19 protein-coding genes and 1 pseudogene are annotated in these 25,438 nt (G+C 70.6%); 7 read left to right on the top strand and 13 right to left on the bottom strand.

Translation table 11 applies throughout. The features are described from left to right. Nucleotides 1-43: 43 nt before the first annotated feature. The 7 genes from DY023_RS10650 to guaB form a co-directional block, all read right to left on the bottom strand. Complete coding sequence (locus DY023_RS10650; RefSeq protein ID WP_245958666.1) at nucleotides 44-838, bottom strand: SURF1 family protein; 795 nt, start codon at nucleotides 836-838, stop codon at nucleotides 44-46. After that, complete coding sequence (locus tag DY023_RS10655) at nucleotides 835-1,953, bottom strand: GuaB3 family IMP dehydrogenase-related protein (protein ID WP_116242317.1); 1,119 nt, start codon at nucleotides 1,951-1,953, stop codon at nucleotides 835-837. The genes DY023_RS10650 and DY023_RS10655 overlap by 4 nt, the downstream gene beginning before the upstream one ends. A 37-nt stretch (nucleotides 1,954-1,990) precedes the next feature. Continuing rightward, the gene (locus DY023_RS10660; RefSeq protein WP_116242318.1) at nucleotides 1,991-3,679 is read right to left on the bottom strand and encodes an ABC-F family ATP-binding cassette domain-containing protein; all 1,689 of its coding nucleotides are present in this window, start codon (nucleotides 3,677-3,679) and stop codon (nucleotides 1,991-1,993) included. Nucleotides 3,680-3,754: 75 nt separating this feature from the next. Then, nucleotides 3,755-5,194 (bottom strand): pyridoxal phosphate-dependent decarboxylase family protein, encoded by a 1,440-nt coding sequence (locus DY023_RS10665; protein ID WP_116242319.1) that lies wholly within the window; start codon nucleotides 5,192-5,194, stop codon nucleotides 3,755-3,757. Beyond that, complete coding sequence (locus DY023_RS10670; protein WP_116242320.1) at nucleotides 5,191-6,543, bottom strand: MFS transporter; 1,353 nt, start codon at nucleotides 6,541-6,543, stop codon at nucleotides 5,191-5,193. Before DY023_RS10670 ends, DY023_RS10665 begins: the two co-directional genes overlap by 4 nt. 41 nt (nucleotides 6,544-6,584) lie before the next feature. After that, nucleotides 6,585-6,860, bottom strand: a complete 276-nt coding sequence (locus DY023_RS10675) for a DUF2277 domain-containing protein (protein WP_116242343.1) — start codon at nucleotides 6,858-6,860, stop codon at nucleotides 6,585-6,587. 78 nt (nucleotides 6,861-6,938) lie between these two features. Continuing rightward, nucleotides 6,939-8,441, bottom strand: coding sequence for an IMP dehydrogenase (guaB, locus tag DY023_RS10680; RefSeq protein ID WP_116242321.1), 1,503 nt, complete (start codon nucleotides 8,439-8,441; stop codon nucleotides 6,939-6,941). 283 nt (nucleotides 8,442-8,724) lie between these two features. Here guaB and DY023_RS10685 point away from each other — a divergent pair, with 283 nt between their 5' ends. The 4 genes from DY023_RS10685 to DY023_RS10700 are packed head-to-tail and all read left to right on the top strand — an operon-like array spanning nucleotide 8,725 to nucleotide 12,766. After that, entirely contained in the window at nucleotides 8,725-10,023 is a 1,299-nt protein-coding gene (locus DY023_RS10685; RefSeq protein WP_116242322.1) for a branched-chain amino acid ABC transporter permease, read from the top strand. A 1-nt stretch (nucleotide 10,024) separates the two neighbouring features. Continuing rightward, nucleotides 10,025-11,002, top strand: coding sequence for a branched-chain amino acid ABC transporter permease (locus tag DY023_RS10690; protein WP_116242323.1), 978 nt, complete (start codon nucleotides 10,025-10,027; stop codon nucleotides 11,000-11,002). After that, nucleotides 10,992-11,993 (top strand): ABC transporter ATP-binding protein, encoded by a 1,002-nt coding sequence (locus tag DY023_RS10695; protein WP_220347283.1) that lies wholly within the window; start codon nucleotides 10,992-10,994, stop codon nucleotides 11,991-11,993. Before DY023_RS10690 ends, DY023_RS10695 begins: the two co-directional genes overlap by 11 nt. Then, nucleotides 11,990-12,766 (top strand): ABC transporter ATP-binding protein, encoded by a 777-nt coding sequence (locus tag DY023_RS10700; RefSeq protein WP_116242324.1) that lies wholly within the window; start codon nucleotides 11,990-11,992, stop codon nucleotides 12,764-12,766. Before DY023_RS10695 ends, DY023_RS10700 begins: the two co-directional genes overlap by 4 nt. Nucleotides 12,767-12,860: 94 nt before the next feature. Here DY023_RS10700 and DY023_RS10705 read toward each other — a convergent pair whose 3' ends face one another. Both DY023_RS10705 and rarD read right to left on the bottom strand, forming a co-directional pair. Continuing rightward, nucleotides 12,861-14,111, bottom strand: a complete 1,251-nt coding sequence (locus DY023_RS10705) for an ABC transporter substrate-binding protein (protein ID WP_116242325.1) — start codon at nucleotides 14,109-14,111, stop codon at nucleotides 12,861-12,863. 110 nt (nucleotides 14,112-14,221) lie between these two features. Beyond that, nucleotides 14,222-15,142 carry an EamA family transporter RarD gene (gene rarD, locus DY023_RS10710; RefSeq protein WP_116242326.1) on the bottom strand — a complete coding sequence of 307 codons (921 nt, stop codon included), beginning with the start codon at nucleotides 15,140-15,142 and terminating at the stop codon, nucleotides 14,222-14,224. A 270-nt stretch (nucleotides 15,143-15,412) separates the two neighbouring features. Between rarD and DY023_RS10715 the strand changes: the two genes are divergently transcribed. The 3 genes from DY023_RS10715 to DY023_RS10725 all read left to right on the top strand — a co-directional run bounded on the left by DY023_RS10715 (nucleotide 15,413) and on the right by DY023_RS10725 (nucleotide 20,708). Continuing rightward, a complete protein-coding gene (locus DY023_RS10715) occupies nucleotides 15,413-17,125 on the top strand; it encodes an Hsp70 family protein (RefSeq protein WP_181905810.1) in 1,713 nt (570 codons plus the stop codon). Nucleotides 17,126-17,164: 39 nt separating this feature from the next. Next, complete coding sequence (locus tag DY023_RS10720) at nucleotides 17,165-19,696, top strand: LuxR C-terminal-related transcriptional regulator (RefSeq protein WP_147303289.1); 2,532 nt, start codon at nucleotides 17,165-17,167, stop codon at nucleotides 19,694-19,696. 166 nt (nucleotides 19,697-19,862) lie between these two features. Beyond that, a complete protein-coding gene (locus DY023_RS10725; protein WP_116242329.1) occupies nucleotides 19,863-20,708 on the top strand; it encodes an IniB N-terminal domain-containing protein in 846 nt (281 codons plus the stop codon). Between the two features lie 427 nt (nucleotides 20,709-21,135). Here DY023_RS10725 and DY023_RS10730 read toward each other — a convergent pair whose 3' ends face one another. The 4 genes and pseudogenes from DY023_RS10730 to DY023_RS18010 form a co-directional block, all read right to left on the bottom strand. Beyond that, nucleotides 21,136-22,767: a dynamin family protein gene (locus DY023_RS10730; protein WP_116242330.1), complete on the bottom strand. Its 1,632-nt coding sequence runs from the start codon at nucleotides 22,765-22,767 to the stop codon at nucleotides 21,136-21,138. Beyond that, nucleotides 22,764-24,638, bottom strand: coding sequence for a dynamin family protein (locus tag DY023_RS10735; RefSeq protein WP_116242331.1), 1,875 nt, complete (start codon nucleotides 24,636-24,638; stop codon nucleotides 22,764-22,766). The genes DY023_RS10730 and DY023_RS10735 overlap by 4 nt, the downstream gene beginning before the upstream one ends. Nucleotides 24,639-24,686: 48 nt before the next feature. After that, complete coding sequence (locus DY023_RS10740; protein ID WP_116242332.1) at nucleotides 24,687-24,905, bottom strand: hypothetical protein; 219 nt, start codon at nucleotides 24,903-24,905, stop codon at nucleotides 24,687-24,689. A gap of 91 nt (nucleotides 24,906-24,996) precedes the next feature. Further along, a pseudogene (locus tag DY023_RS18010) lies at nucleotides 24,997-25,438 on the bottom strand (hypothetical protein); the annotation flags it as partial.

A 25,438-nucleotide genomic window follows, 5' to 3' on the forward strand; every position in this document is an offset into this window, starting at 1 on the left:
TGGCGTTCGCGTTTCGGTCACCGAAACGTCACCGGAGAGACGATCAGGATGCGGCGGACGCGTTCCGACGGTCCTCGAAGTCCTCGACCTCGCGCTCCCAGGCATCCTTGGCGAGCCGGTACCAGAGGTAGAAGGCGAAGCCCGCGAAGATCGCCCACTCGATCGCGTAGAAGATGTTGAGCCAGTTCACCGAGGAGCGCTCCTCCGGCGCCGGCGACGAGATGTCGTCCAGGCCGGCAGTCGCCTCGGCGGATGCCAGATAGGGCCGGTACACATCGAGCTGGTCGATCTCGTGCCAGCGACTGAGCAGCGCCGCCGGCGACATCCGGTTCAGATCGAAGGGATCCCTGGTGACGACGGGGCCCTCATCCGAGATCACACGGCCGGTGATCTCGGCCTGCTCGGCTCCCCTCGAGGAGAGAGCGGATGCCGCGGCATCCGCCTTCTCCCGGGTCGGCGCGAACCCGATCGCGACCGCGATAGAGGTGCGCTCGGCGACGCGCAGCTGGCCGGTGACCCAGTACCCGGCGATGCCGTCGTTGAAGCGGCCGGAGACCACGATGAAGTCCTCGGGCACCCAGGTGCCGCTCGTGGTGACCCTCTGCCCGACCAGCGGCTCGGCGAGGTACTCGCCGGGCTCGACCACCTCGGTGAGCGGCTGCACCTTCTCGGTCATCCCCGGCTCTGGCGGCGTCGTGTCGATCGCGCGCCCCAGCTGCCACTGTCCCAGCCAGGCGAACACTCCCGCGACGACGAGGCAGAGCGCGAGCATGGCGAGCCAGCGCCCGCGCAGCATCACCTCCCGGAGCGTGGGAGGGAAGTCCTGCGTGAGACTCATCCGGCCTCGTAGGGCGCCAGCACGACCTCGACCCGCTGGAACTCCTTCAGATCCGAGTAGCCGGTAGTCGCCATCGACTTGCGCAGCGCGCCGATGAGGTTGGCTGTGCCGTCGGCGACCGGAGCGGGGCCGTACAGCACCTCCTCGAGCGTGGCGACACCCGCGACCGGCACGCGGCGACCGCGCGGCAGCTGCGGGTGGTGCGCCTCGGCTCCCCAGTGGAAGCCGCGGCCCGGAGCATCGGTGGCGCGCGCGAGCGCGACGCCGAGCATGACCGCGTCCGCACCCATCGCGAGCGCCTTGACGACGTCGCCCGAGGTGCCGACACCGCCGTCGGCGATCACGTGCACGTAGCGGCCGCCGGACTCGTCCAGATAGTCGCGGCGGGCGGCGGCGACGTCGGAGACGGCCGTGGCCATCGGAGCGTGGATGCCGAGCGTCGCACGCGTGGTGGACGCCGCTCCCCCGCCGAAGCCGACCAGCACGCCGGCCGCGCCGGTGCGCATCAGGTGCAGGGCCGCGGTGTAGGTGGCGGCGCCGCCGACGATCACCGGCACGTCGAGGTCGTAGATGAACTTCTTCAGGTTCAGCGGCTCTGCGACGCTCGAGACGTGCTCGGCGGAGACCGTGGTGCCCCGGATGACGAAGAGGTCGACGCCCGCCTCGACGACGGTCTGGTAGAGCTCCTGGGTGCGCTGCGGCGTGAGGGAGCCCGCGACCGTGACACCGGCCTCGCGGATCTCAGCCAGACGCGACTTGATGAGCTCGGGCTTGATCGGCTCGGAGTACAGCTCCTGCATCCGCACCGTCGCGCGATCGGCAGGGAGACCCGCGATCTCGCTGAGCAGCGGCTCGGGGTTCTCGTACCGCGTCCACAGACCCTCGAGGTCGAGCACGCCGAGGCCGCCGAGACGGCCCAGCATGATCGCCGTCTGCGGGCTGACGACCGAGTCCATCGGCGCACCGATGACGGGGATGTCGAACGCGAACGCGTCGATCGTCCACGCCGTGGAGACGTCTTCGGGGTTCCGCGTGCGTCGCGAGGGAACCACCGCGATGTCGTCGAACGTGTATGCGCGACGGGCGCGCTTGCCTCGGCCGATCTCGAAGTCCATGCTCACCCCTTCAGACTACCCGGGTTGCCCGGAGGGCTCAGCGAGCCCGCACGACGCGGCGCTCGTCCCAGACCGGGGCATCCGACTCGTACACGCCGCCGTCCTCGCCGAACACGAGGAACCTGTCGAACGAGCGCGCGAACCACCGGTCGTGCGTGACCGCGACCACGGTACCCTCGAACCGCGCGATCGCGTCCTCGAGCGCCTCGGCCGATTCCAGGTCGAGGTTGTCGGTCGGCTCGTCGAGCAGCAGCAGCGTCGCGCCCGACAGCTCGAGCAGCAGCACCTGGAAGCGCGCCTGCTGCCCGCCGGAGAGCTGGGCGAACTCCTGCTGCGCCTGGCGCACCAGACCGTAGCGGTCCAGCGCCGAGCTCGCGGCGTCGCGCGGCATCCCCGCCCTGCGGTCGTCACCGCGGTGCAGGATCTCGAGCAGCGTGCGTCCGGCGAACTCCGGATGCGCGTGCGTCTGCGCGAACAGGCCGGGCACCACGCGCGCGCCGAGCACGGCGGTGCCGGAGTGCGCGACCTCGTCGAGCCGCTCCCCCGCGCTGGTCAGGTGCCCGAGCGTCGGGTCGGGATCGCTGCCGCCTCGGGCGAGCAGACGCAGGAAGTGCGACTTTCCCGATCCGTTCGACCCCAGCACGGCGACGCGGTCGCCGAACCAGATCTCCGCGTCGAACGGGCGCATCAGCCCGGTCAGCTCGAGCGCCGTGCACACGATCGCGCGCTTGCCGGTGCGCGAGCCGCGCAGTCGCATGTCGAACTCCTGCGCGGGCGGACGCTCCTCAGGCGGCCCCGCCTCCTCGAACTTCCGAAGCCTGGTCTGCGCTGCGCGGTACCGCGAGGCGAAGCCGTCGTTCGCCTCGGCCTTGACCTTGAGGTTCGCGACCAGCGTCTTCAGCTTCTCGTGCTGCTCGTCCCAGCGCCGGCGCAGCTCGTCGAGGCGGTCCATCCGGTCGAGACGGGCCTGGTGGTAGGTTCCGAAGCCCCCGCCGTGCACCCACGCCGTCGCGCCGGCGCCGCCGGGTTCGAGCGTGACGATGCGGTCCGCGGCTCGGGCGAGCAGCTCGCGGTCGTGCGAGACCAGCAGCACGGTCTTCGGGGTCTCGCGCAGCCGCTCCTCCAGCCAGCGCTTGCCCGGCACGTCGAGGTAGTTGTCCGGTTCGTCGAGCAGCAGCACGTCGTCGGGTCCGCGCAGCAGGGCCTCGAGTGCGAGCCGCTTCTGCTCGCCACCGGAGAGCGTGGACAGGTCGCGGAACCGGGCGCGCTCGAAGGGCACGCCGAGCGCGGCCACCGTGCACTGGTCCCACACGGTCTCGTGCTCGTAGCCGCCGGCATCCGCGTACTCGGCGAGCGCGGTCGCGTACCGCATCTGGGTGCGCTCGGTGTCGTCCTCGATGAGCGCGTTCTCCGCGGCCTCGAGCGCCTCGGCCGCCTGCCGGATGCGCGCCGGCGCGACCGAGATCAGCAGATCGTGCACGGTCTGCCCCTCGCGTCCGTGACCGACGAACTGGTCCATCACGCCGAGCGACCCGTCGATCGTCACCACGCCGTCATCCGGCGCGAGGTCGCCGCGGATGATGCGCAGGATGGTGGATTTGCCGGCCCCATTGGGGCCGATGAGCGCGCTGGTGGAGCCTGCGCCGACGCGGAAAGTCGCCTCGTCGAGCAGCGGGCGGCCGTCGGGCAGGGTGAGCGAGACGCCGGCGACGTCGATGTATCCCACGGTGGTGGTCCTTCCGCCCGCCGCGTTCCTTCGCGATGGCGAGCCGATCAGGCTATCAGGTCGTGTGCCCGTGGGTCAGCGGGGCTCGGAGAACCTGGCCAGCAGCTCGGTCAGCAGAGCCTCTGCGACGGGGGCCGGCAGCTCCTCGATCAGCGCCATGAGCGTCGCCATCGGCTGGTCGGGCTTCACGCTCCCCGCGCCGGCGATCCGCAGCAGGCGCCAGGATGCCTCGGGGCCGGGCACGCGGTCGGCACTGTAGCCCAGCATCCGCACCGCGCCGGCCAGCAGGCGCCCGTCGGCCGGCCCGCGGCCGCGCACGGCGTCGGATGCCGCGGCGAGCGCTCGCCGGAAATCGCGCAGGTTCCGCTCCAGCACCGGGGTGAGCGTGAGATGCGCGCTGCGCGGCAGCTTCGATCCGTCGGCCTGCACGAACCCGGGCTGGTGCTGGATCTTCCAGCCGTGCTGCGCCAGCTGATCGGCGAGCCGGTGCGGGTCCACCCGTTCGGCCGGGGGCGCCGACGTGTCGGCGATCAGCGCGATCGCCGGTCCCACCGGATCGCCCATCACCGTCAGTCCGTGAATCGTCTCGACCTCGGCACGGATGCCGCGCGCGACCCTCACCATCGATGCGGTCAGCTCGGCGAACCCGGCATCCCCGAGCCGCTGCACGATCGCCCACGCGGCGGCCAGCGGCGACGCCGACTTCGAGCCGAGCAGCGTCGGGTTCACGACCGGATACCCCGGCCAGCGCGTGGTCGCGAAGAACTGCGCGCGGTGCTGTCTCCGGCCGCGGTGCATGAGCACCGAGACGCCCTTGGGTGCGTAGCCGAACTTGTGCAGGTCGGCCGAGATGCTGGTCACACCGGGGACGCGGAAGTCCCATACCGGGGCATCCGGCCACCACGGCAGCACCAGCCCGCCGAAGCAGGCGTCGGCGTGGCAGCGGATGCCGCGCGCCTTCGCCGCCGCAGCCACCTGCCGCACCGGATCGAGGGCGCCACTCGGGTACGCGGGGGCGGAGACGACGACGAGCGCCACGTCATCGGCCATCCGCGCGATCAGGTCGCCGGCGTCGACGGTGCCGTCCGGCCGGCACGGCACCGCGTCGTACTCGAGGTCGAACATCCGCGCGGCCTTCTGGAAGGCGGCGTGCGCGGTCGCGGGCGCGAGCAGCCTCGGCCGGCCCTCTCCGCCCTCCGCGCGCCAGAGGTCGCGGGCGGTCTTCACCGCGAGCAGGCAGCTCTCGGTGCCGCCGCTCGTCACCGACCCGACGACGTCGCGACCGCCGTGCAGCGCCTCGCGCACGAAGCCCAGCACGTCGCGCTCCATCGCGGCGATCGACGGGAAGACGGTCGGGTCGAGTCCGTTGACGGGTCGCGCGAGGGATGCCGCGGCATCCGCGAGTTCGTCCAGCTCGGGCATCCCCGAGTCGTAGACGTAGGCGAGGACATGTCCGCCGTGGGTGGGCGCGTCCCCGGCGCGCAGTTCGCGCAGCCGGTCCAGGATGCCGGTCATGCCGCCGTCCCCACGATGTCCTGCTCGCGCAGGCGGTAGCGCGAGAGCGTGACGAGGCTCAGCACCATGAGCACCGCGGGGAGCGCGCTGAAGGCGACCGCGATGCCCGCCACCGCCGCAGCCGGCTGCTCGACCGCGACGCCGGCGGTCGATTCCACGTATCCGCTGAGCGCGAGCACGATCGACAGCACGGTCGCGCCGAGCGCCATGCCGGTGGTCTCGCCCGCGGTCCACACTCCGCTGAAGACACCGGAGCGGTTCTCCCCGCCGCCGGTCGAGCGATCATGGGCGATCACGTCGGGGAGCATCGCCATCGGCAGGGTCTGCATGCCGGCGTACGCGGCTCCGGCGAGCGCGACCGGGGCGAGGATCCACCACCCGGGCAGCCACACCATGACCATGAGCACGAGGGTCGCGAGCAGGAAGACCAGGCTGGCCAGGCGGAACGCCCTCTCCTTGCCCGTGCGGTCGGCGACGACCTTCCAGACCGGCGCCATCAGCAGCGCCGGGGCGATCAGTGCCACGAACAGCGGCGTCACGGCGCCCTCGTCATGCAGCACCCAGCGCGCCACGTACTGCGCGGCCGCGAGCATGAGACCGGTCGCCAGCCCCTGCAGCATGAACGTGAGCAGAAGCGCACGGAACGGCTGGCTCTGCCGCAGCACCCGGACGCCGTCGCGGTAGTGCGTGCCGATCGATGCGCCGGGCACCACCGGCAGCGCGGGCCGCTTCGGCGCGACCGTCGCCGAGATCAGCATCCCGACGCCGAGCACGACGCCGGCGACGACCGCCATGACGAGGTAGCCGCGCAGCGGATCATCGGGGAACAGGCCGCGCAGTTCCGGGCCGCCCGCGCCGAAGAGCAGGATCGCGAGCGTCAGCACCACCACGCGCCAGGTCAGCAGCCGGGTGCGCTCCCGGTAGTCGTCGGTGAGCTCCGCGGGCAGCGCGATGTACGGCACCTGGAACAGGCTGAAGCAGGTCGCCGCGAGCATGAACGCGAGCAGCACCCAGGCCGCCGCCGGAACCGCCGAGAGCGACCCGGGAACCGCGAAGGTCAGCACGAAGAACAGCGGCAGCCCGATCCCGCCGAGCACCATGAACCAGCGCCGGGTGCCGGTGCGTGCGTAGGAGCGGTCGCTGAGGCCGCCGATCACCGGATCGATCAGCACGTCCCACACCTTCGCCGCGGTGACGATCGCGCCCGCGGCGAGCGCCGTCACGCCGAGCGAGTCGGTCAGGTAGTAGACCAGGACGAGCCCGGGCAGCGTGGCGAATCCGCCCGTACCGAGAGAACCGATCGCATAGCGCGCGACCTGACCGCGCGTGAGTGACGACGCTGACCCCATGCGCTCAGCCTATGGGAGCCGGCGCCTCGGCCCGGACGGCCTCAGGCGGCGTAGCGGCCCGAGGCGATCGCGCGCGCCCGCTTCTTCTCCGCCTCCTCCTCGCGGTTCTTCGGCGGAGTGGTCGCGACGAGGTCGTCGAGCAGATGCTGCGTGATGTGCGAGATCTCGGCGACGGCCCTGTCGAAGGCCTCCTGGTTGGCCTTGGACGGCTTGGTCGTCCCCGCGATCTTGCGCACGTACTGCAGGGCTGCGGCGTGCACCTCTTCCGAGGTGGCGGCCGGCTCGAAGTTGTGAAGGGTGTGGATGCTGCGGCACATGCCGTTCACGCTACGCCGCACCCCGGACACGCGGAAGGGCGGATGCTTCGCAGCATCCGCCCTTCGTCCGTCCAGCGCCTACTTCTTGTAGTTCGGCGCCTCGACGACGATCTGCACGTCGTGCGGGTGCGACTCCTTGAGACCCGCCGCGGTGATGCGCACGAACTTTCCGCGAGTCTTCAGCTCTTCGATGGTGCGGGCGCCCACGTAGAACATGGACTGCCGCAGGCCGCCGACCAGCTGGTAGGCCACGGCCGACACCGGGCCGCGGTACGGCACCTGGCCCTCGATGCCCTCCGGGATGAGCTTGTCGTCGCTGGGGACATCGGCCTGGAAGTAGCGGTCCTTCGAGTACGAGGTCTGCTTGCCGCGGGTCTGCATCGCGCCCAGCGATCCCATGCCGCGGTACTGCTTGAACTGCTTGCCCGCCTGGAAGACGATCTCGCCCGGCGACTCGTCGGTGCCGGCGAGCAGCGAGCCCAGCATCACGGCGTCCGCACCGGCGACCAGCGCCTTGGCGATGTCGCCGGAGTACTGCAGGCCGCCGTCGGCGATCACCGGCACACCTGCCGGGCGCGCGGCGAGGGACGCCTCGTACACGGCGGTGACCTGCGGCACGCCGACACCGGCGACCACGCGGGTGGTGCAGATCGAGCCGGGGCCCACGCCCACCTTGACGGCGTCGACGCCCGCATCGATGAGCGCCTGGGCGCCCTCGCGGGTCGCGACGTTGCCGCCGATGACGTCGATGTGCGCGAACGACTCGTCGGCCTTCAGACGCTTGACCAGGTCGATGACGCCCTGCGACTGCCCGTTCGCGGTGTCGACGACGAGCACGTCGACACCCGCGTCGCGCAGCGCCTCGGCACGCTCCCACGCGTCGCCGAAGAAGCCGATGGCGGCCCCGACGCGCAGACGGCCCTGGTCGTCCTTGGTGGCGAGCGGGTACTTCTCGCTCTTGTCGAAGTCCTTGATGGTGATGAGGCCCGCGAGCCTGCCGTTCTCGTCGATCAGCGGCAGCTTCTCGACGCGGTGCTTCGCGAACAGCGCGATGACCTCGCCTGCGGCGACGCCGACCTTGGCGGTGACGAGGTTCTCGCTGGTCATGATGTCCTTGACCAGGGTGGTCTGCCGCTCAAAGCCCGAGACGAAGCGCATGTCGCGGTTGGTGACGATGCCGATCAGGCGGCCGTCGGCGTCGACGACGGGCAGACCGGAGATGCGGTACTTGGCGCACAGCGCGTCGACCTCTTCGACCGTGGCATCCGCGGTCGTGGTGATCGGGTCGGTGATCATGCCCGACTCGCTGCGCTTGACGCGGTCGACGTCGGCGGCCTGGTCGGCGATCGACAGGTTGCGGTGCAGGATACCGATGCCGCCCTCACGGGCGATGGCGATCGCCATGCGCGCCTCGGTCACGGTGTCCATCGCGCTGGAGAGCAGCGGGGTCGCGACCGAGATGCGGCGGGTGACCCGCGACGAGGTGTCCGCCTCGCTCGGGATGACGTCTGTATGCCCCGGAAGCAGCAGAACATCGTCGTAGGTGAGTCCGACGAAACCGAACGGGTCGTGCTGCTCCATGAATGGCTCCTCTGCGCCGGTGGCGCGGTCGATGGCGGGTGCGCGGGGACGACGGTGGCCGGACGGGACACGCCCGCCTCTACAGATTCTAAACGCGTGCGGCTGTGCGGTATTCCAGGTTGGTTCCAGCTTCATCACGCAAGGTGCGCGCACGGCGGTCGGCGGGTTACGCTCAGTGCGACGTCCGTCACCCGAGCGGCGCCGCTGCCTGCTCGGACGCTCTCGATGTGGAGGCCCTGTGGGACTCAGAACCCCGGCTCTCAGCCGACCTCGAAGCGGGCTGATGGCGCTGCTGGCGATCCTGGCAGCGCTCATGCTCGCGGTATTGATCACTCCCCCGGCGCACGCCGCCCCCGGCGACGACCAGGAGAAGACAGACTTCTACTTCGGCGGGGTGATCACGAACAAGGACGAGCCCGTCGCCGGGGTCGTCATCGGCGTGGAGGGCGACGGCTTCTCCGCCGAGACCGAGACGGATGCCGAAGGCAAGTGGCGCCTGTACGTGCCGAAGAAGGCGACGTACACGCTGATCGTCGACGAGGACACCCTGCCCGACGGGGTGATCATCGATCCCGAGCAGCTGCCCGAGGGCATCGAGGCCGTGCAGGGCAAGACCGGCGAGTTCGAGGCCGAGTTCGGCCTGACCGGCACGAAGATCGTGAACCTCTTCCTCGGCGCCGGCGAGAGACTGACGACGTCCTTCTTCGACCAGCTGCTGAACCGCACGATCGGCGGCATCAACTTCGGCCTGCTGCTGGGTCTCGCCTCGATGGGCGCCGCGCTGATCTACGGCACGACGCGGCTGTCGAACTTCGCGCACGGCGAGATGGTGACGTGGGGCGGCGTGGCCGTGGTGATCGTCACCTCGTTCTGGCAGCTGCCGCTGTGGCTCGGAATCATCGTCGCGATCGTCGCCGGCGGTCTGCTCGGCTGGGGCCTGGATGCGGGAATCTGGCGGCCGTTGCGAAAGCGCGGGCTCGGCGTCGTTCAGCTCATGATCGTGAGCATCGGCCTCTCGCTCGCCCTGCGGTACGCACTGCAGTACCTCATCGGCGGTGCGACGTATCAGCTGCCCGGCGCGAGCCCCGCACCGATGACGTTCGGCCCGATCCGCCTGTCGTACATCGACCTGATCGGCATGGCGATCAGCCTCGCCGTCATCCTCGGCGTGGCACTGTTCCTCACCAGGACCCGCATCGGCAAGGCCACCAGGGCGATCTCGGACAACCCGCAGCTCGCTGCGGCATCCGGGATCGACGTCGACAAGGTGATCCGCATCACGTGGATCCTCGCTGGTGTGCTCGCCGCGGCCTCGGGCATCCTGTGGGCGTACTTCCGTCCCGGCGTGAAGTGGGACATGGGCATGCAGATGCTGCTGCTGATGTTCGCTGCGATCACGCTCGGCGGCCTCGGCTCCGCGCTCGGGGCCCTGGTCGGCTCGATCATCGTCGGCATCGCGGTGGAGATCTCGACGCTGTGGATCCCGACCGACCTCAAGTACGCCAGTGCCCTCGCCGCGCTCATCATCGTCCTGCTGGTGCGTCCGCAGGGCCTGTTCGGCCGCAAGGAAAGGTTGGGCTGACATGGACTTCGGCACCATCTTCGGCAACACCCTCGCCTATCTGCTCAGCCCCGTCACGATCGCCTACGCTCTGGCGGCGACCGGCCTGGCGGTGCACTTCGGCTACGCCGGTCTGCTGAACTTCGGCATGGCGGGCTTCATGGCCGTCGGCGCGTACGGCTACGCGATCTCGATCCTCAGCTTCGGCGCCCCGTGGTGGCTGGGCATGGTCATCGGGCTGCTCTGCGGCGCGCTGTTCGCCCTGGTCCTGGGCATCCCGACCCTGCGTCTGCGCGCCGACTACCTCGCCATCGCGACCATCGCGGCGGCCGAGATCGTGCGCCTGATGTTCCTCACCGAACTGTTCGAGGAGTGGACCAAGGGCGCCGGCGGCCTCAGCGGCTACAACGGCGGCTTCCGCGACATCAACCCGTTCCCGCCGGGCACCTACGGTTTCGGCCCGTGGACCTTCAACGAGGTCGGGCTGTGGAACCGCGTCTTCGGCCTGATCATGCTGGCCCTGGCCATCCTGCTGGTGTGGGCGCTCATGCGCAGCCCGTGGGGGCGCGTGCTCAAGGGCATCCGTGAGGACGAGGACGCGGTGCGCTCTCTGGGCAAGAACGTCTTCGCCTACAAGATGCAGGCCCTGGTCGTCGGCGGCATGATCGGCGCGCTCGGCGGTATCGTGTTCGTGCTGCCCAGCGCCGTCATCCCCGGCAGCTACTCCACGTCGCTGACGTTCTTCCTCTGGACGATCCTGCTGCTCGGCGGGGCCGCCACGGTGTTGGGCCCGACGCTCGGAGCGGTGCTGTTCTGGATGGTGTTCGCCTTCCTCGGCAACCTGCTCCCCCAGATGGCATCGGCCGGTCTGCTCCCGATGAGCAGCACCCAGGCCGACGTCGTGCGATACATCATCGTCGGCATCGCGCTGATGCTCATCGTGATCTTCCGCCCGCAGGGCATCCTCGGAGACAAGAGGGAGATGACCTTTGTCAAGTGAGAACGCGGCTCCCGGCACCGGGAGCATCCGCCGCCCCAAGACCACCGGACTCGCCAAGGGTCCCGCCGCCCCCGGCGTCGCGAAGGTCGACCCGATCCTCATCGCCGATGCCGTGCAGCGGCGCTTCGGCGGCCTCGTGGCCGTCGACGTCGACCACGTCGAGATCCCCCGCGGGGCGATCACGGCGCTGATCGGCCCGAACGGCGCGGGCAAGACCACGCTGTTCAACCTGCTCTGCGGCTTCGACAAGCCGAACACGGGCACCTGGTCGTTCGACGGGCACAACCTCTCTGGCGTGCCGTCGTTCAAGGTCGCCCGGATGGGGCAGGTGCGGACCTTCCAGCTGACCAAGTCCCTGTCGCTGCTGACCGTGCTCGAGAACATGAAGCTCGGCGCCACCGGGCAGAAGGGCGAGAGGTTCTGGTCGAGCCTGTTCCCCGGGATCTGGCGCAAGCAGGACAAGGAGATCGAGGCCCGTGCGCGCGACCTGCTCACGAGGTTCAAGCTCGACGCCAAGGAGAAGGACTTCGCAGCCTCGCTGTCCGGCGGCCAGCGCAAGCTGCTCGAGATGGCGCGCGCGCTGATGAGCGATCCCACGCTGGTGATGCTCGACGAGCCGATGGCCGGTGTGAACCCGGCGCTGACGCAGTCGCTGCTGGATCACATCCTCGATCTGAAGGAGCGCGGCATGACCGTGCTGTTCGTCGAGCACGACATGCACATGGTGCGTCACATCGCCGACTGGGTGGTCGTGATGGCGGAAGGCCGTGTGGTCGCCGAGGGGCCGCCCGATGAGGTCATGGACGACCCGGCTGTGGTCGACGCGTATCTGGGCGCCCACCAGGATCTCGACCTGGGCGTCGTCACCGGACGGCTGACCGTGGTCGACGAGGAGTCGGCGGAACGCGCGCAGCGGCTGCGCGGGAAGATCGAGACCGAGGCGGAGGCCGAGATCGAGGCCGAGGACGCCGCTGAGGAGGAGAAGTCATGACGGATGCCACCGAGCCCGTGTTCGAGTCGCCGAAGGACGACCGCGAGGTCATCGTCGAGCTCACCGACGTGCACGCCGGCTACCTGCCCGGAGTGAACATCCTCAACGGCGCCAACCTCGTCGCGCGCCAGGGCGAGCTGATCGGCATCATCGGACCGAACGGCGCGGGCAAGTCGACCCTGCTGAAGTCGATCTTCGGCATGGTGCACGTGCGCTCCGGCGAGATCACCGTCAAGGGCGAGAGCATCGTGGGCCTCAAGGCCGACAAGCTCGTGAAGCGGGGCGTGGCGTTCGTGCCGCAGACGAACAACGTCTTCCCTTCGCTGACCATCGCGGAGAACCTGCAGATGGGCCTGTACCAGAACCCGAAGATCTACGCGGAGCGTCTGGAGTTCGTCACGGGGATCTTCGCGGAGCTCGGCAAGAGACTGAACCAGCGCGCCGGCGGGCTCTCCGGCGGCGAGCGGCAGATGGTCGCCATGTCGCGGGCGCTCATGATGGACCCGTCCGTGCTGTTGCTGGACGAGCCCTCCGCCGGCCTGTCCCCCGTGCGCCAGGACGACGCGTTCATCCGTGTCTCGGACATCAACAAGGCCGGAGTCACGACCATCATGGTCGAGCAGAACGCCCGTCGCTGCCTGCAGATCTGCGACCGCGGCTACGTGCTCGACCAGGGCCGCGACGCCTACGAGGGCACCGGACGCGACCTGCTGAACGACCCGAAGGTCATCGGCCTGTACCTCGGCACGCTCGGTCAGGAGGACGCCGCGTAGCCCTTCGTCTCGCTTCGCTCGCTCGGGAACCGGGGAGACGAAGAAAGGGGGTTCGGATGCCGTGGCATCCGAACCCCCTCTCGTGCAGCGGGTCTCAGGAGATCCGCTTGAGCACGTTGCCGGACTCGAACTCGTAGACACCCATCGCGGCGCCCTGCGGGTCGTGGTCCTCGTCGAAGGTGACCTCGCCGGAGTAGCCGTCGTAGTCGATCTTCTTGCCATCGTTGATGAGCGCGGCGCAGTCCTCGTAGCTGTCGCACTTCTCACCGTCACCGGAGCCGCCGGAGACCTCGATCAGCTCGCCGGCGATGTCGGCGCCCTTGTCCGAGTTCGCCTGCAGTGCGCCCAGCGCCATCAGGATGACCGCGTCGTAGGCCTCAGCCGAGTAGGTGAGTGCGTCGATCTCCTCGTGGCCGAGCCCCGTCCAGACCTCGTTCAGGTCGGCCACGAAGTCGTCCGGAAGCTCGGCGCCGGCACGAGTGCCCTTCGACCCGGTCAGGTCGACCGGCAGGTCGGGCCAGTCCTTCAGGTTGCCGTCGACGAGGTACATCGCGCCGGCGTCCGCGCCCGCGTTCTGCAGCAGCGGTGCGATCGTCGCGAACTGGTCGTACGACACGATCGCGACAGAGTCGGGCTTGGCTGCCATGACCTCGCTGACCTGGGCGTTGAACTGCCCGTCGCCCTGGTTGTACGAGGCTTCCGCGACAACCGTGCCGCCGGTGCCCTCGAACACCTCCTTGATGGCGCCCGCGAGGCCCTGACCGTACGGGTCGTTCTGGTAGATGATGCCGAGCGACTTGTGCCCGTCCTCGGCGATCGTGTTCGCCAGCACCTCGCCCTGCAGGTAGTCGCTCGGCGCGGTGCGGAAGTACAGGTCGCTGAGACCCGCGAAGTCGACACCGGTGTTCGACGGCGAGATCGCGAGGATGCCGGCGCTGGTGTTGCCGTCGACGATCAGCTTGGTGACGCTGGACGATGCGGCGCCGACCAGCGTCGTGATGCCCTCGCTCTGCAGCTTGGCCATCGAGGTCTCGTACGCCTTGTTGTCGAGGTCGCCCTCGTCGGCGGTGCTGAGCTCGATCTGCACACCTGCATCGGCGTCGTTGACCTCCTGGACGGCGAGCTGGACGCCGGCCTCCATCGGAGCGCCGAGGAACGCCAGCGCGCCGGTGGCAGGCAGCAGCGAGCCCATCTTCAGTGTGACGTTGGCCGCCGGCTTCTCTCCGCCGTCGCCGCCGTCGTCGCCGCTCGGCGTGCTGCAGCCCGCCAGGACGAGCGCGGTGGCGCTGGCCAGCGCGATGCCGGCGAAGATCCGCGTCTTTCGCGAGCTCTTCAGTGCGTTCATGGTGCTCCCTTGCTGAATGAACGTGGTTGACCCACCTTCGGGTGACTCCCACCCTAGGCGGTGCCGATGCCACCGCGCACGGCATTCGGTTTCAGTGCGTTAACGATCCGTCAGACGAGTTCGACCGGTCCGGTGGTGTCCGCGGGCCGTCCGCGCCGTGCCGCGAGGGCGATGTCGACGAGGAACACGACGATGGCGATCCAGACCAGCACGAACCCGGCCCAGCGCTCCGGCGGCATCGGCTCCCCCAGCAGCAGCCAGCCGACGAGGAACTGCATCACGGGAGTGATGAACTGGATCATACCGACCAGCGTCAGGTCGACGCGCCGGGTTCCCGCGGCGAACAGCAGCAGCGGGATCGCCGTCGCGACGCCGGCGAACGACACCAGCACCGTGTTCAGCGCTCCGGAGGATCCGTAGGTGATGCCGCCGTCCTGCGCCACGAAGAACAGGGTCACGATCGCGACCGGGATCAGCCAGAACGTCTCCAGGGTCAGTCCGCTGGTGGCGTCGACGGCCGGCCCGATCTTCTTCTTGACCAGACCGTAGACGCCGAACGAGGCGGTCAGTGACAGCGCGATCCACGGGAAGGTGCCGTGCGCGACGATGATGACGACCACGGCGAGCGCGGCGATGCCGATCGCGACCCACTGCAGCCGACGGATCCGCTCGTGCAGCACGAGCACGCCGAGCAGCACGGTGGTGATCGGGTTGATGAAGTAGCCCAGGCTCGACTCGACCACCTGACCGCTCAGCGTGGCGAGCACGAAGACCTGCCAGTTGATGTAGATCAGCACGCCGGCGAGGGCGGTGAGGCCGAGCAGTTTGGGCTGCTTCACGACCGCCATCAGCGCCGGCCAGCCACGGGTGACGGTGAGCAGCAGGGCGCAGAACACCAGTGAGAGAAGCACCCGCCAGGCGACCAGCTCCCACGGGCCGATCGGCTTCAGCAGGATGAAGTAGAGCGGCAGCAGACCCCACAGCACGTACGCGCCGACCGTGTACAGCACCCCCGCGGTCTTCGAGCTCACCGGTCAAGCCTACGTCCGCTCGCGGTTCGTTCGGACATCGGCCCTATCGCGCGGGCGGCGATGGGGGTATGGTGTGAGGGTTCGAAGCTGGACCCTGGGGGAGGGTTGGGGCGACGGAGCATGTTCATGAGGGAGTTCATGCTCGCGCTGGATGCGGGAACGAGCCGTTGGGAGGCGGCTGTTTCTTACCATGCAGCGTCGAGTGGGGAGATAGAAGTCGAGTCCGTCGAGATCGATGGCGGACCCGGGGGCACTGCGGTGCTCGGATTCGTGACGGCCGACGGTGACGTCGTGTTCGGACACGACGCCGAGCGGCGCGGCGTGCGCGCACCGGACCGGCTGATCCGCGGGTTCACCCGCGAGGTCGGTGACGATGCGCCGGTGGTCGTCGGCGGTTTCGCCGCGGCACCGGCGGAGTTCGTCGCGCGACAGGCGCGCTGGATCGTGGACGACGTGTCCGCGCAGCGCGGAGCCGCACCGGCCGCCGTCGTGCTCGCGCATCCTGCGGATTGGTCGGGGCACCGTGTCGCCGCCGTGCACGCGGCGCTGCACGCGGTCGGACTGGACGACGTGACGATGATGCGCGCGCCGATCGCCGCGGTGCACGGGCACCCGCCGCAGGCATCCGACGCCGCTGCGCGCACGGTCGTCGTCTACGATCTCGGCGCCGACGGGTTCCGCACGACGGTCGTGCAGCAGGACGCCGAACGCCTGCGGTGCGTCGGCGAATCGGTCGCCCTGCCTGTGGGCGGCGACGACCTCGACGACGTGCTTCTCGCGCACGTGCTGCGCATGTCGGGGGCGGATGCCGACGGCGTACTCGCGCACGAGCAGAGCGTGGCGCTCGCAGACCTGCGCCGTGCCGTCGTCTCGGCGAAGGAATCGCTCTCCAGCGACGCGGATGCCGCGGTGCCGGTGAGGCTGTCCTCGATCGAGACCAGTGTGCGGGTCACCCGCTCCGAGTTCGAATCGATGACCGCCCCTCTGCTGGAGCGCACGCTGGATGCGACCGACGCGGCGATCGACGCGGCCGGTCTGACTCCCGGGGCGATCGACGCCATCGTGCTCGCGGGCGGGTCATCACGCATCCCGCTGGTCGCGCAACGGCTGTCCGAGAGGTTCGACCGGCCGCTGCTCGCCGATGACGACACCGGTGCGACCATCGCGCGGGGCGCCGCGAGAGCGGCCGGGGCCTACCTTCTGCCCTCCGCGGCGACCGCGGTCGACACCGAGGCGCCGGTCGCAGACGTCCCCGACGACGAGGACGAGGATGTCGCGGCGCCGTCGCGCCGGCCGCGACCCGCGCTCATCCCGGCGTTCTCGCTCGGCACCGCGGCCGTGCTGGTCGCGGGCGGCCTGATCCTCGCCGCCACGACACCGGCCGGAGAGCGGGCGGAGGCGGATGACGTGGGCGCGTCCGTGCCATCCCACACCTCGATCATCCCGCCGCGCAGTGGTGCCTTCATCGGTGTGCCGGGTGTGTCCGTTCCGGATGCCGCGGACCCGGAGCCGGCAGCCGACATCGACCCTGTGTCGCACGTGGAGCGGAAGTCGGATACCGACGGCACCGCCACCGAGTCGAAGCGCCGGCAGGCACGCGCACCCGAACCCATCCAGGAGACGAACGAGCCGGAACCCAGCGGCGGATCCGGCTCAGCTGGCGGCGGCACACCGGCGCCACAGCCTTCTCAGCCGGCATCCGAACCGGATCCCGTCGACGCGGCACCGCCCGCCGACCCCGCTCCGGAGCCGACGACCGACTCCGTGCCCGTTCCCGAGCCAACGACCGACCCGGCACCGGAGCCCGAGCCGACCAGCGACCCGGCACCCGCGCCCGAGCCCACGACCGACCCGGCACCCGCGCCCGAGCCGACCAGCGATCCGGCACCGGAACCGACCAGCGACCCCGCACCGGAACCGACCAGCGACCCGGCACCGGCGCCCGCGCAGAGTGTCGCTCCGACCGAGGCTCCGGCTCCCTGAGCCGGCCACGCATTCCTGATCATCATGACGCTCGTAGACGTGACACCCACGACGCCGCGCTCCGGTGCGCGGCCTCCTGTGCTGGCCGGGCTGAGGCGTCCCGAGCTGGATGTGCGCAACCCGACGCCGCGCGCGCTGCTGGTGGGGGGCGCCGGTTCGGGCAAGTCCACAGCACTCGCGCACCTGTACGCCCAGTTCGAGAGCGACTCCCGTGCGGCGGTGCTCGCGCACGGGGCGACCGCCGATCTGGTCGGCATCCCCTCCGATCACGTGCTGCTGGTGGACGATCCGCACCTGCTCGACGAGCAGGGTCGTGACCTGCTCGATCGGCGGGCGCAGGATCCGCGCGCAGCGCTCATCGTCGCGAGCCGGCCCTGGCGGGTGCCGGAGCAGGAGTCGGCCATCGCGCAGCGGCTGTCGCGACACCTTCCCGCCGTCGTGCTGGGCTACGCCTCGCGAGCCGACGTCCTGGAGAGCCTCGACGGCACCGACGCCGCCGCATCGGCGTCGTGCATCGACCGCATCCTGTCGGCGACGCTGGGCATCTCGTGGCTGGTGTGGGAGGCGCTGCAGCGGCACGATCCGCGCGGATGCCCCGGGGGCACCGCGCATGCCGATGTGGAGCGCGCCCTGCAGGAGTGCATCGCCCAACGCCTCGACACCGTCGACCGGAGCGTCCGGAGCGTCGTCGAGGAGGCGTGCGTCGATCCTTCAGGCCATGCGACGGCCGCGGACGAGGCCGCCGAGTTCGCGCTGATGCGGGCCTATGCCGAAGGCCTGCTGCAGCGGAACGGCCGCCCGTCGCCCCTGGTGCGCAGCGCCGTGCTCGCCGTCATGCCCGCGCACCGGCTGCGCGAACTGACCGCCCGTTTCGGCGATGAACTCGCCCGGCACGCCGCGGACGTCGACGGAGACCTTCCGGATCTCCCGCACGACACGAGGCTCGCCGCAGTCCTGGTCGGACAGGCCGACCGGCTGCTCGCGACCCGGCCGCAGCGTGCGACCGCGCTCTACCGCGCCGCCGTGCGCTGCGGAGCGGATGAGGCCACCGTCGCCGGACGCCGGGCCGAGGCGGCCTGGGCCGACGGCGATGTCGACGGGGCGGCCGCGATCGCCGAATCCGCGCCGCAGGAAGCCCCCGACAGCGAACGGCTCACCGACGTCGCAGCGGCTGTCTGGGCCGCGCGCGGAATGATGCGGCAGGCCGACGCCGTGTATCGCGCGACGGCGGCCTCCGAGACGACCGCCGCGGCCCGCGCCGCCATCCCCTCCCTCGCGGTCGGCGCCTTCCGCCCGCCGGAGGCCGCGGCGGTTCCCCCCGTGCCGTCAGCGCTCGGGGTGTCGATGGACCTGCTGCACCGCGGCCTCGCGGCCTCGCTCGAAGCCGGCGGCGCCGAGGAGGCGCTGTCCGATCTCGTCCGCTCGGCGTCGCTGTACACATCCGCCGGCACCGCCTCGGCGATCTGCGAACTGCCCGCGGTCATCGCCGCCGTCGTGGCGCTGAACGCGGGCGCGACCGCCACGGCCCAGACCGTTCTCGACGACGCGATCGCCGGTGGCCACGGCGGTCCCTGGGCCATGCGGCGGCTGCTGCTGTGGCGGGCCTGGGTCGCCATGCAGCGTGCACACCCCGCTGAGGCACGCGAATCCCTGGAGCGCGCGCTGGAGGACGGATGTGCGCTCTCACCGCGCGATCAGCTGCTGGCCCGCGCGCTGCGCGTGGCGATCGCCCGCCGGTACGAGAGCGCCGCAGGCCTCGAAGCCGCATGGCAGGAGGCACGGGGCAGCATACTGCGCACCGAGATCGACCTGTTCCTGGTGCATCCGCTGTCCGAGCTCGCGACCGCCGCCGCACGGGTCGGCGATGCCGATCGCGTCCGGCCCGCCCTCGAGCGCGCCCTGTCGATCACGGCGGATCTGGGCAGCCCGTCGCTGTGGACCTGCCAGCTGCACTGGGCCGGCATCCAGCGGGGGATCCTGCTGAACGCCCCGGAGAGTCTTGCGCCGCACGCCAAGGCCCTGGTCGCGGCGTCCGCCGCAGACCCCGTCGCCGCGGCGATGGCGCGTGCCGGTCGGGTGTGGACCTCGGTTCTCGCCGGGAAGGTCGATCCGGATGCCGTCGAGGCCGCCGCACAGGGGCTGTCCGCGGCGGGCATGCGGTGGGACGCGGCGCGCCTCGCAGGCCACGGCGCCGCGCGCAGCAGCGACCGGCGGATCGCCGCGCGGCTGCTGGCTTGCGCACGTGAGCTGCATCCGGCCGACGAATCGCGTCGGGTCGCCGCCACGACCGGCGAGGCAGCGAGCGGTGAGGTGGCCGCCGTGCCGACCGAGATGCTCAGCGAGCGCGAGATCGAGGTCGCGCGGATGGTGCTCGACGGCAAGACCTACGCCGAGATCGGCGAGACGATCTTCATCTCGCCGCGGACGGTCGAGCACCACATCGCCCACATCCGGCAGCGTCTCGGCGCGACGTCGCGGTCGGACGTTCTGGACAAGCTGCGCGTCCTGCTGGGCGCGGATGCCGGCGCGGGCGCGCCGCAGAGAGCGCAGATCACGGGGGATCCCGCATGATCCCCGTCGCAGCCCCCTCGGGTATCGGGGCAACCCCCGATCCCCTGGCGGCGCGTCGCGATTACGCTTCTGGCATCGATGTGATCCTCCATGTGCGGGGATCGGAGCGGGCATCGCGGGGGGACGCGCGGATGCTCATGGATCGAAGTGTTTAAGGGGGCCACTGATGATCTCACCAGTCGAGACGATCGCGGATGCACTGATCGCATTCATCCTGAGTCTGCTACGCGACCCGGACGCCGCGGAGGAGTTCGCGGCGCATCCGCAGTCGACCATGGAGGGGCACGGACTCGGGGGCGTGTGCCGTGCCGATCTGCAGGCGGTGGCGCCGGTGATCATCGATCATCCGTCGGTCGTGCACCATCCGAATCCGCCGCAGCATCCGAATCCGCCGGATGACAACGACGTCGTCAACGACATCGTGCGCATGGTGCAGCAGTTCACCACGATCGATGCGCGGTCGACGGTCGTCGACCAGTCGGTGAACCAGAACATCTGGACCGAGGGCGGCGACGTCACGCAGCTGTTCGACCAGGAGGCCGTCGTGGCGTCGGGCGACGACGCGATCGCCGCCGGCGACGACGCGACCACCGTCGACTCCGACGTGGACGTGTCGGTGGGCGACGTGTCGGTGGGCAACGAGACGAACACGGACAGTCACAACACCACGGGTGATCCGGACGACGCGGATGCCGACGCGGCGGTGGAGGACACGGATGCCGCCGCCGCCGGCGGAACGGATGGAGGCGCCGGCGCAGCCGCGGGCGACGCGGTGCAGGGTGCCGTGGATGCCGCAACGACAGCCGCCGGGGCACCGGCCGCCGACGCCCCAGACCCGGTGGCAGCGAGCGCCCCGGCGGCACCCGCAGCTCCGGCGGATGTGCCCGAGCCTGCGGATCTGCTCGAGAGCGACATGACCGCGCCGTCCGGCGGAGACGCCTACGACGCGGATGCGGCCAGCGCCGCCGTCGCCGACGACGCGGTCATCGAGGATCCGGTCGCCGATGACTGAGCCCGTCCGCATGCAGCTCGACTCCGGCGACGCCCCGTTCACGCGGGACGCGCCGGAGCGGCCTGCGCTCGCCAGCCGTTACGGTGCGCCGGTGGTGGTCAAGAACTCCGCGCCGTTCGAGGTGCGCCTCAGCCAGTTCCTGTGGATCCTCAGCTTCGCGGTCGGCGGCTTCGCCGTTGTGTACCTGTTCGTGATCCGGCAAGACCTGCTGCCGCTGATCGCCGACGTCGTCGAGACGGTGGACAAGGGCCGCTCCGAGGACACCTACAAGAGTGCCGCCGACATCCTGTTCTGGACCGTGTTCGCGATCAGCCTGGCGGTGCTGCTGGTGCAGATCACCCTGCTGGTGTCGTTCCTGAACCGCAAGCCGCAGGTGCGCTGGTGGCAGCTGGCGACACTGGCCGTGCAGGCGACCCTGGTGCTGCTGTCACCGGAGTGGGTTGCGCTCGGCGAGAAGGGATCGTGGATTCAGCCACTTCTGGCGGCGCAGGCGGCGCTTGTCCTGCTCGCCCTGCTGCTCAGCGTCCTGCCCCGAGCCCTCGCCTGGTCCGCCCGGCGGGTCGATGTGCGGCGCGGGCCGGAGGGCCCGCGGGGCGCCGAGCTCTGACACCACGTCGGACAGGCTGCGGATCACCGCCCGGCACACCGCCGCGGCCGCGCGCTCTGTCAGCGGCGACTCCATGATCGAGCGCCAGCGGCTGATCTCGGCCTCGGCGGCGGAGGCCACCTCGGCGTCCGACGCCTCATCCGGCAGTGCCAGCCGGGTGCGCGGCGCGACTCCGTCCGCTCCGAGGATCCGCTGCGCGCACAGCGCGTCATCGGGTTCCAGGGGCAGCCCGTCGGCCCGCGCCACCGCGAGCAGCGAGAGCTCGCGCAGCGTGTGCGCCGACGCGGTGAAGCGCTCGATACCCGCCCTGATCCGCTCGTCCCCCGGTCGCGGCGACCGCTCGACGAGTGCGCCGAGCTGCAGGATCACCCCGCGGGCCTTGAGCGTGGCCGCACGCGGATGGAACTGCTGCCGCACGAACTCCTGCAGCCCGTCGAGGCCGCTCTGCTCCACCATCGCGGCGGACAGCGCGGAGGAGCTGTCCGCTCCCCCGCGGATGATCGCGGTCGCCAGGCGCACGCCGAACATCCCGAAGCGGGCCAGCAGGTCCTGGCGCACCTGCGCACTGAGTCCGGCGGCATCGGCCACGCGCGTGAATCTGTCGGCCGACACCATCAGCCGCTCGCGGTCGGTGCGCTCCATGCCCGCCAGGGCGCGGAAGGCGATGAACTCGCTCTCGCGCAGTGTCCTCGCTCCCTCGGCGACCAACCCGGTGACCGGGATCACGCCGAGGGCGAGGTGGGCGAGGTCGCCGTCGCGCTCGTAGCGGGCTGCCACCTTGCGGGCGGAGAGCAGCGAGTCGATGCGTCCGGAGCCGACCTCGTCGCAGCGCGAGAGCACCGCCACGGCGCACACGCTCTGAGCGGCGCCGGCCGCGGTGTCGCGGAACGCCTCCAGGAACTTCAGGTCCGAGCCGTGCAGGTGCCGCATCAGGTAGATGACGGCGTCGGCTGCGGACGGCGCCTCCTCGGGAGTGAGGAAGCGCGCGGCACGCGCCGAGGTGTCCTCGGACAAGGACGCGATTCCGGGGGTGTCGATCAGGATCTGGTCCTTCAGGCCGCTGAGCGGCCAGCCCACGTCGATCCACTCGATCTCCTCCGCGGTGCGGCCACCGAGGTCGAACTGGAGCAGGCCCTGATCGCGTCTGATCGCCATCCGCTGCGGGGGACCCTGCCTCAGGTGCATCGTGACCGTGGGCGTGGCCGAGTACCGGTACCAGGTGACCACGCGAGTGCACTCGCCGGTGTCGGTGGCGGCGATCCGCTCCCCCAGCATCGCGTTGAGCAGCGTGGACTTGCCCGCTTTGACCATGCCGGCCACGGCAAGCCGGAGCGGCTCGTCCAGGCGCACCTCGAGCCGGTCGATGAGCGCGAGCGACTCCCGTTCGCCTTCGTAGATCTCGCGTGCGGTGCCGAGCAGTTCGCGGGTCTGCTCGATGACGTCGGCGGTCATGACCGCGCCGCCGGGGCGATCATGCCGGCGGGCGGCCGGCGCGCGATGGCCGTCCCCGCTGCGGGCCCCGCCTCGAGCGGCTCCGGAAGCGCGGGGATCGCGCGACGCACCCGCTCGAGCTCGGCGAGGCGGCGCTTCAGCACGACCACGCGTTCGTCACGATTCGCTGCGAACGTTCCGGCGGCGGCCTTGGCGTTGGTCAGCGCCTCGGACAGCGACCTGTGCAGTTCCTCGGCCAGCGATCCGAAGTGGTCGCGCGCGTTGCGCTGCACCTGGCGCAGTCTGTCCTTCAGCTGCTTGCCCACCTGGAACGTCACCTCGTCGATGTGCCGGCGCACGATCGCCTTCGCCTCCTGGCGGCGGCGCGAGAGCCTCGAGTTCATGTCCTCACGGTAGGCGCGCCGGCCGACCAGCACGCCGGCCAGCAGCGAGAGGGGGTTGATCAGGGCCATGCCGATCAGCCCGGTCGCGAGGCCCACCATCAGCACGCCGCCGTACGAACCGCGCACGCCGATGTAGATCTTCTCGGCGGCGCCCAGCTGCCCCGGATCCAGGCCGGCGATGTCGTCGACCTGGTCGAGCGCGTCACGGGCGTCTCCTCGCGAGACCACAGGCACCTCGGTCTGGTCCTGGCTGAAGAGCTCGGCGACCTCCTCGGCCAGCCAGCGCGAGCGCTCATCGGTCCACACGAACGTCTCGGTGATCGCCGCGGTGACGCGCTGGTCGAGCCATTCCCGGAACTGGTCCCAGATCGGGCCGGGGTCGCCCTCGTCGATCGCCCGCTCGGCCTCGCGCTGCACGCGGCGCAGCCGGTCGCGCACATCGTGCTCCATGTCGGCGACGAGATCCGAGATCCCATCCGTCAGCGTCACCTGCCAGCGGGCCGAGCGCCCGCGGAACTCGTCGGCGCGCGCCTTCGCCTCCTCCAGCTGCGCGATCATCCGCGGGGTGTCCTCCGGGTTCTGCAGCGCATTCAGCTCGGCTTTCAGTGACATCGCGAGCTGCTCGACGATCGCGTTGAGATCGTGCGCGGCGCTGCGCTCGTGGATGGCCTCGGCCCGGCCGAGGATGCTGCGCCGCAGGTGCGACACCAGGGCGGGGAAGCCGGACTCGTCGTTCAGCTCGCGGTCCTGCATCTCGGCGGCCATCAGCCGCAGATCGCTGGACACGGCGAAGATCGGCACATCCCCTGTGGTGCTCAGATGCCGACGGTCGAGGTCTTCGATCCGCCGCCACTCCGGATAGAGGTCGGTCTTCGCCAGCACGGCCGCGACGTTCGGCGAGATCCGCATCGCATGGCGCAGGAACTGCACCTCGGGCTGGGTGTACTCCTGCGAGGCATCCGAGACCAGCAGCACGGCGTGCGCCGACGACAGCGCGGCGAGCGTCGCGAGCGAGTTCGACGACTCCAGCCCGCCCACGCCCGGCGAGTCGACCAGTTCGAGGCCGCCGCGCAGGATCTCGCGGGGCAGCTGCACCTCGGCCGAGAGCACGCCGCGCTCGTTGCCGGGGTTGCCGCGCTCCGAGACGTAGTCGGCGAGCCGGTCGATCGGCACCTCTCTCCGCTCCGGCGGCGCGTCCGCGGAGGCACGCTCGATGACCCAGGCTGCCGCCTGATCGGCGTAGCCGACGACGGTCGGCACGCTGGTGGCGACGTCGTCGTCGACCGGGCACACCGGAGCGTTGACCAGTGCGTTGATGAGCTTGCTCTTGCCCTGCTTGAACTCCCCGACGACGATCACGCGGACCGCCGGATCGATCAGCCGTGCGCGGGTCGTCTCCAGCCGCGCCGCCAGATCGTTCCTGCCCGCGGACGCGGCGAGCTCCTCGACCGCCTTCGCGATGTCGAGGAGCGCCCGCTCGGTGTCCATCCCCTGCTGCTGCACGTGTCCCCCGCTGGTTCGTGTCGGCCTGCTCTGTCAGGCCAGAAGATCCGGTCCCGCGGCATCCGCGTCAGGACCGTCCGCCGGATCCGCACCCCACAGCAGATCCGGGTCGAGGCCCGTCCAGTCCGCCTCGTCGACGTTCCGGATCTCCTCGGTGAAGGCGTTGCTCGTGAACGGGTCGAGCTCCGCACCCGCGCCGAAATGGTCGACCGCCGGCTCGTCAGCCGGGTCGCCATCCACGATCTCGAACATGATCCACTCCCCGCATCGGGTGTTCCTGGAGTGTAGTGGTGCTGCCCGGCCGCCCGCGAGGGGCGACCGGGCAGAGTGTACGACGTCTGTGTCAGAAGTCGAGCTCGTTCGCGTCGCCGCCGGGGCTCAGCACGTTCGAGTTGTCGACATCCACGTCCACGTCGACGTCGGGGTTGACCGAGTTGTCCTGGAAGGAGTCGTCGACCGACCAGTTGTCGGAGTTGTCCGAGTTGTCCTGGAACGAGTCGTTGATCTCCCAGTTGTCGGAGAAGTCCTCGTTGAAGGAGTCCGTGGCGTAGCGGTTCCCGATCGAGATGTCGCCGACGGTGATGTCGGTGTCGATGTTGCGCACGTCGACGTCTCCGCCGGCCGCGATCGAGTTGTCTCCCGAGGCCACCTGGCTGCTCTGGCCGAAGTACTGGTTGACGTTGCCGCCCTCGGCGTCGCCGCCGTTCGCCCAGGCGTTGCCGGCGTCGCCGCCGTTCGCGCCGCCGCCGTCCGCCAGCGAGCCCGCAGCGCCGCCGGCGCCGGTC

Source organism: Microbacterium bovistercoris (assembly GCF_003387575.1).
GTDB lineage: Bacteria > Actinomycetota > Actinomycetes > Actinomycetales > Microbacteriaceae > Microbacterium > Microbacterium bovistercoris.

What these genes read in the sequence shown, in the direction of transcription:
- DY023_RS10705 (WP_116242325.1), bottom strand. Translation starts at nt 14,111, where the DNA reads ATGAACGCACTGAAGAGCTCGCGAAAGACGCGGATCTTCGCCGGCATC.
- DY023_RS10740 (WP_116242332.1), bottom strand. Translation starts at nt 24,905, where the DNA reads ATGTTCGAGATCGTGGATGGCGACCCGGCTGACGAGCCGGCGGTCGAC.
- DY023_RS10690 (WP_116242323.1), top strand. Translation starts at nt 10,025, where the DNA reads ATGGACTTCGGCACCATCTTCGGCAACACCCTCGCCTATCTGCTCAGC.
- DY023_RS10655 (WP_116242317.1), bottom strand. Translation starts at nt 1,953, where the DNA reads ATGGACTTCGAGATCGGCCGAGGCAAGCGCGCCCGTCGCGCATACACG.
- guaB (WP_116242321.1), bottom strand. Translation starts at nt 8,441, where the DNA reads ATGGAGCAGCACGACCCGTTCGGTTTCGTCGGACTCACCTACGACGAT.
- DY023_RS10725 (WP_116242329.1), top strand. Translation starts at nt 19,863, where the DNA reads ATGATCTCACCAGTCGAGACGATCGCGGATGCACTGATCGCATTCATC.
- DY023_RS10735 (WP_116242331.1), bottom strand. Translation starts at nt 24,638, where the DNA reads ATGGACACCGAGCGGGCGCTCCTCGACATCGCGAAGGCGGTCGAGGAG.
- DY023_RS10700 (WP_116242324.1), top strand. Translation starts at nt 11,990, where the DNA reads ATGACGGATGCCACCGAGCCCGTGTTCGAGTCGCCGAAGGACGACCGC.
- DY023_RS10650 (WP_245958666.1), bottom strand. Translation starts at nt 838, where the DNA reads ATGAGTCTCACGCAGGACTTCCCTCCCACGCTCCGGGAGGTGATGCTG.
- DY023_RS10665 (WP_116242319.1), bottom strand. Translation starts at nt 5,194, where the DNA reads ATGACCGGCATCCTGGACCGGCTGCGCGAACTGCGCGCCGGGGACGCG.
- DY023_RS10685 (WP_116242322.1), top strand. Translation starts at nt 8,725, where the DNA reads ATGGCGCTGCTGGCGATCCTGGCAGCGCTCATGCTCGCGGTATTGATC.
- DY023_RS10675 (WP_116242343.1), bottom strand. Translation starts at nt 6,860, where the DNA reads ATGTGCCGCAGCATCCACACCCTTCACAACTTCGAGCCGGCCGCCACC.
- DY023_RS10730 (WP_116242330.1), bottom strand. Translation starts at nt 22,767, where the DNA reads ATGACCGCCGACGTCATCGAGCAGACCCGCGAACTGCTCGGCACCGCA.
- DY023_RS10670 (WP_116242320.1), bottom strand. Translation starts at nt 6,543, where the DNA reads ATGGGGTCAGCGTCGTCACTCACGCGCGGTCAGGTCGCGCGCTATGCG.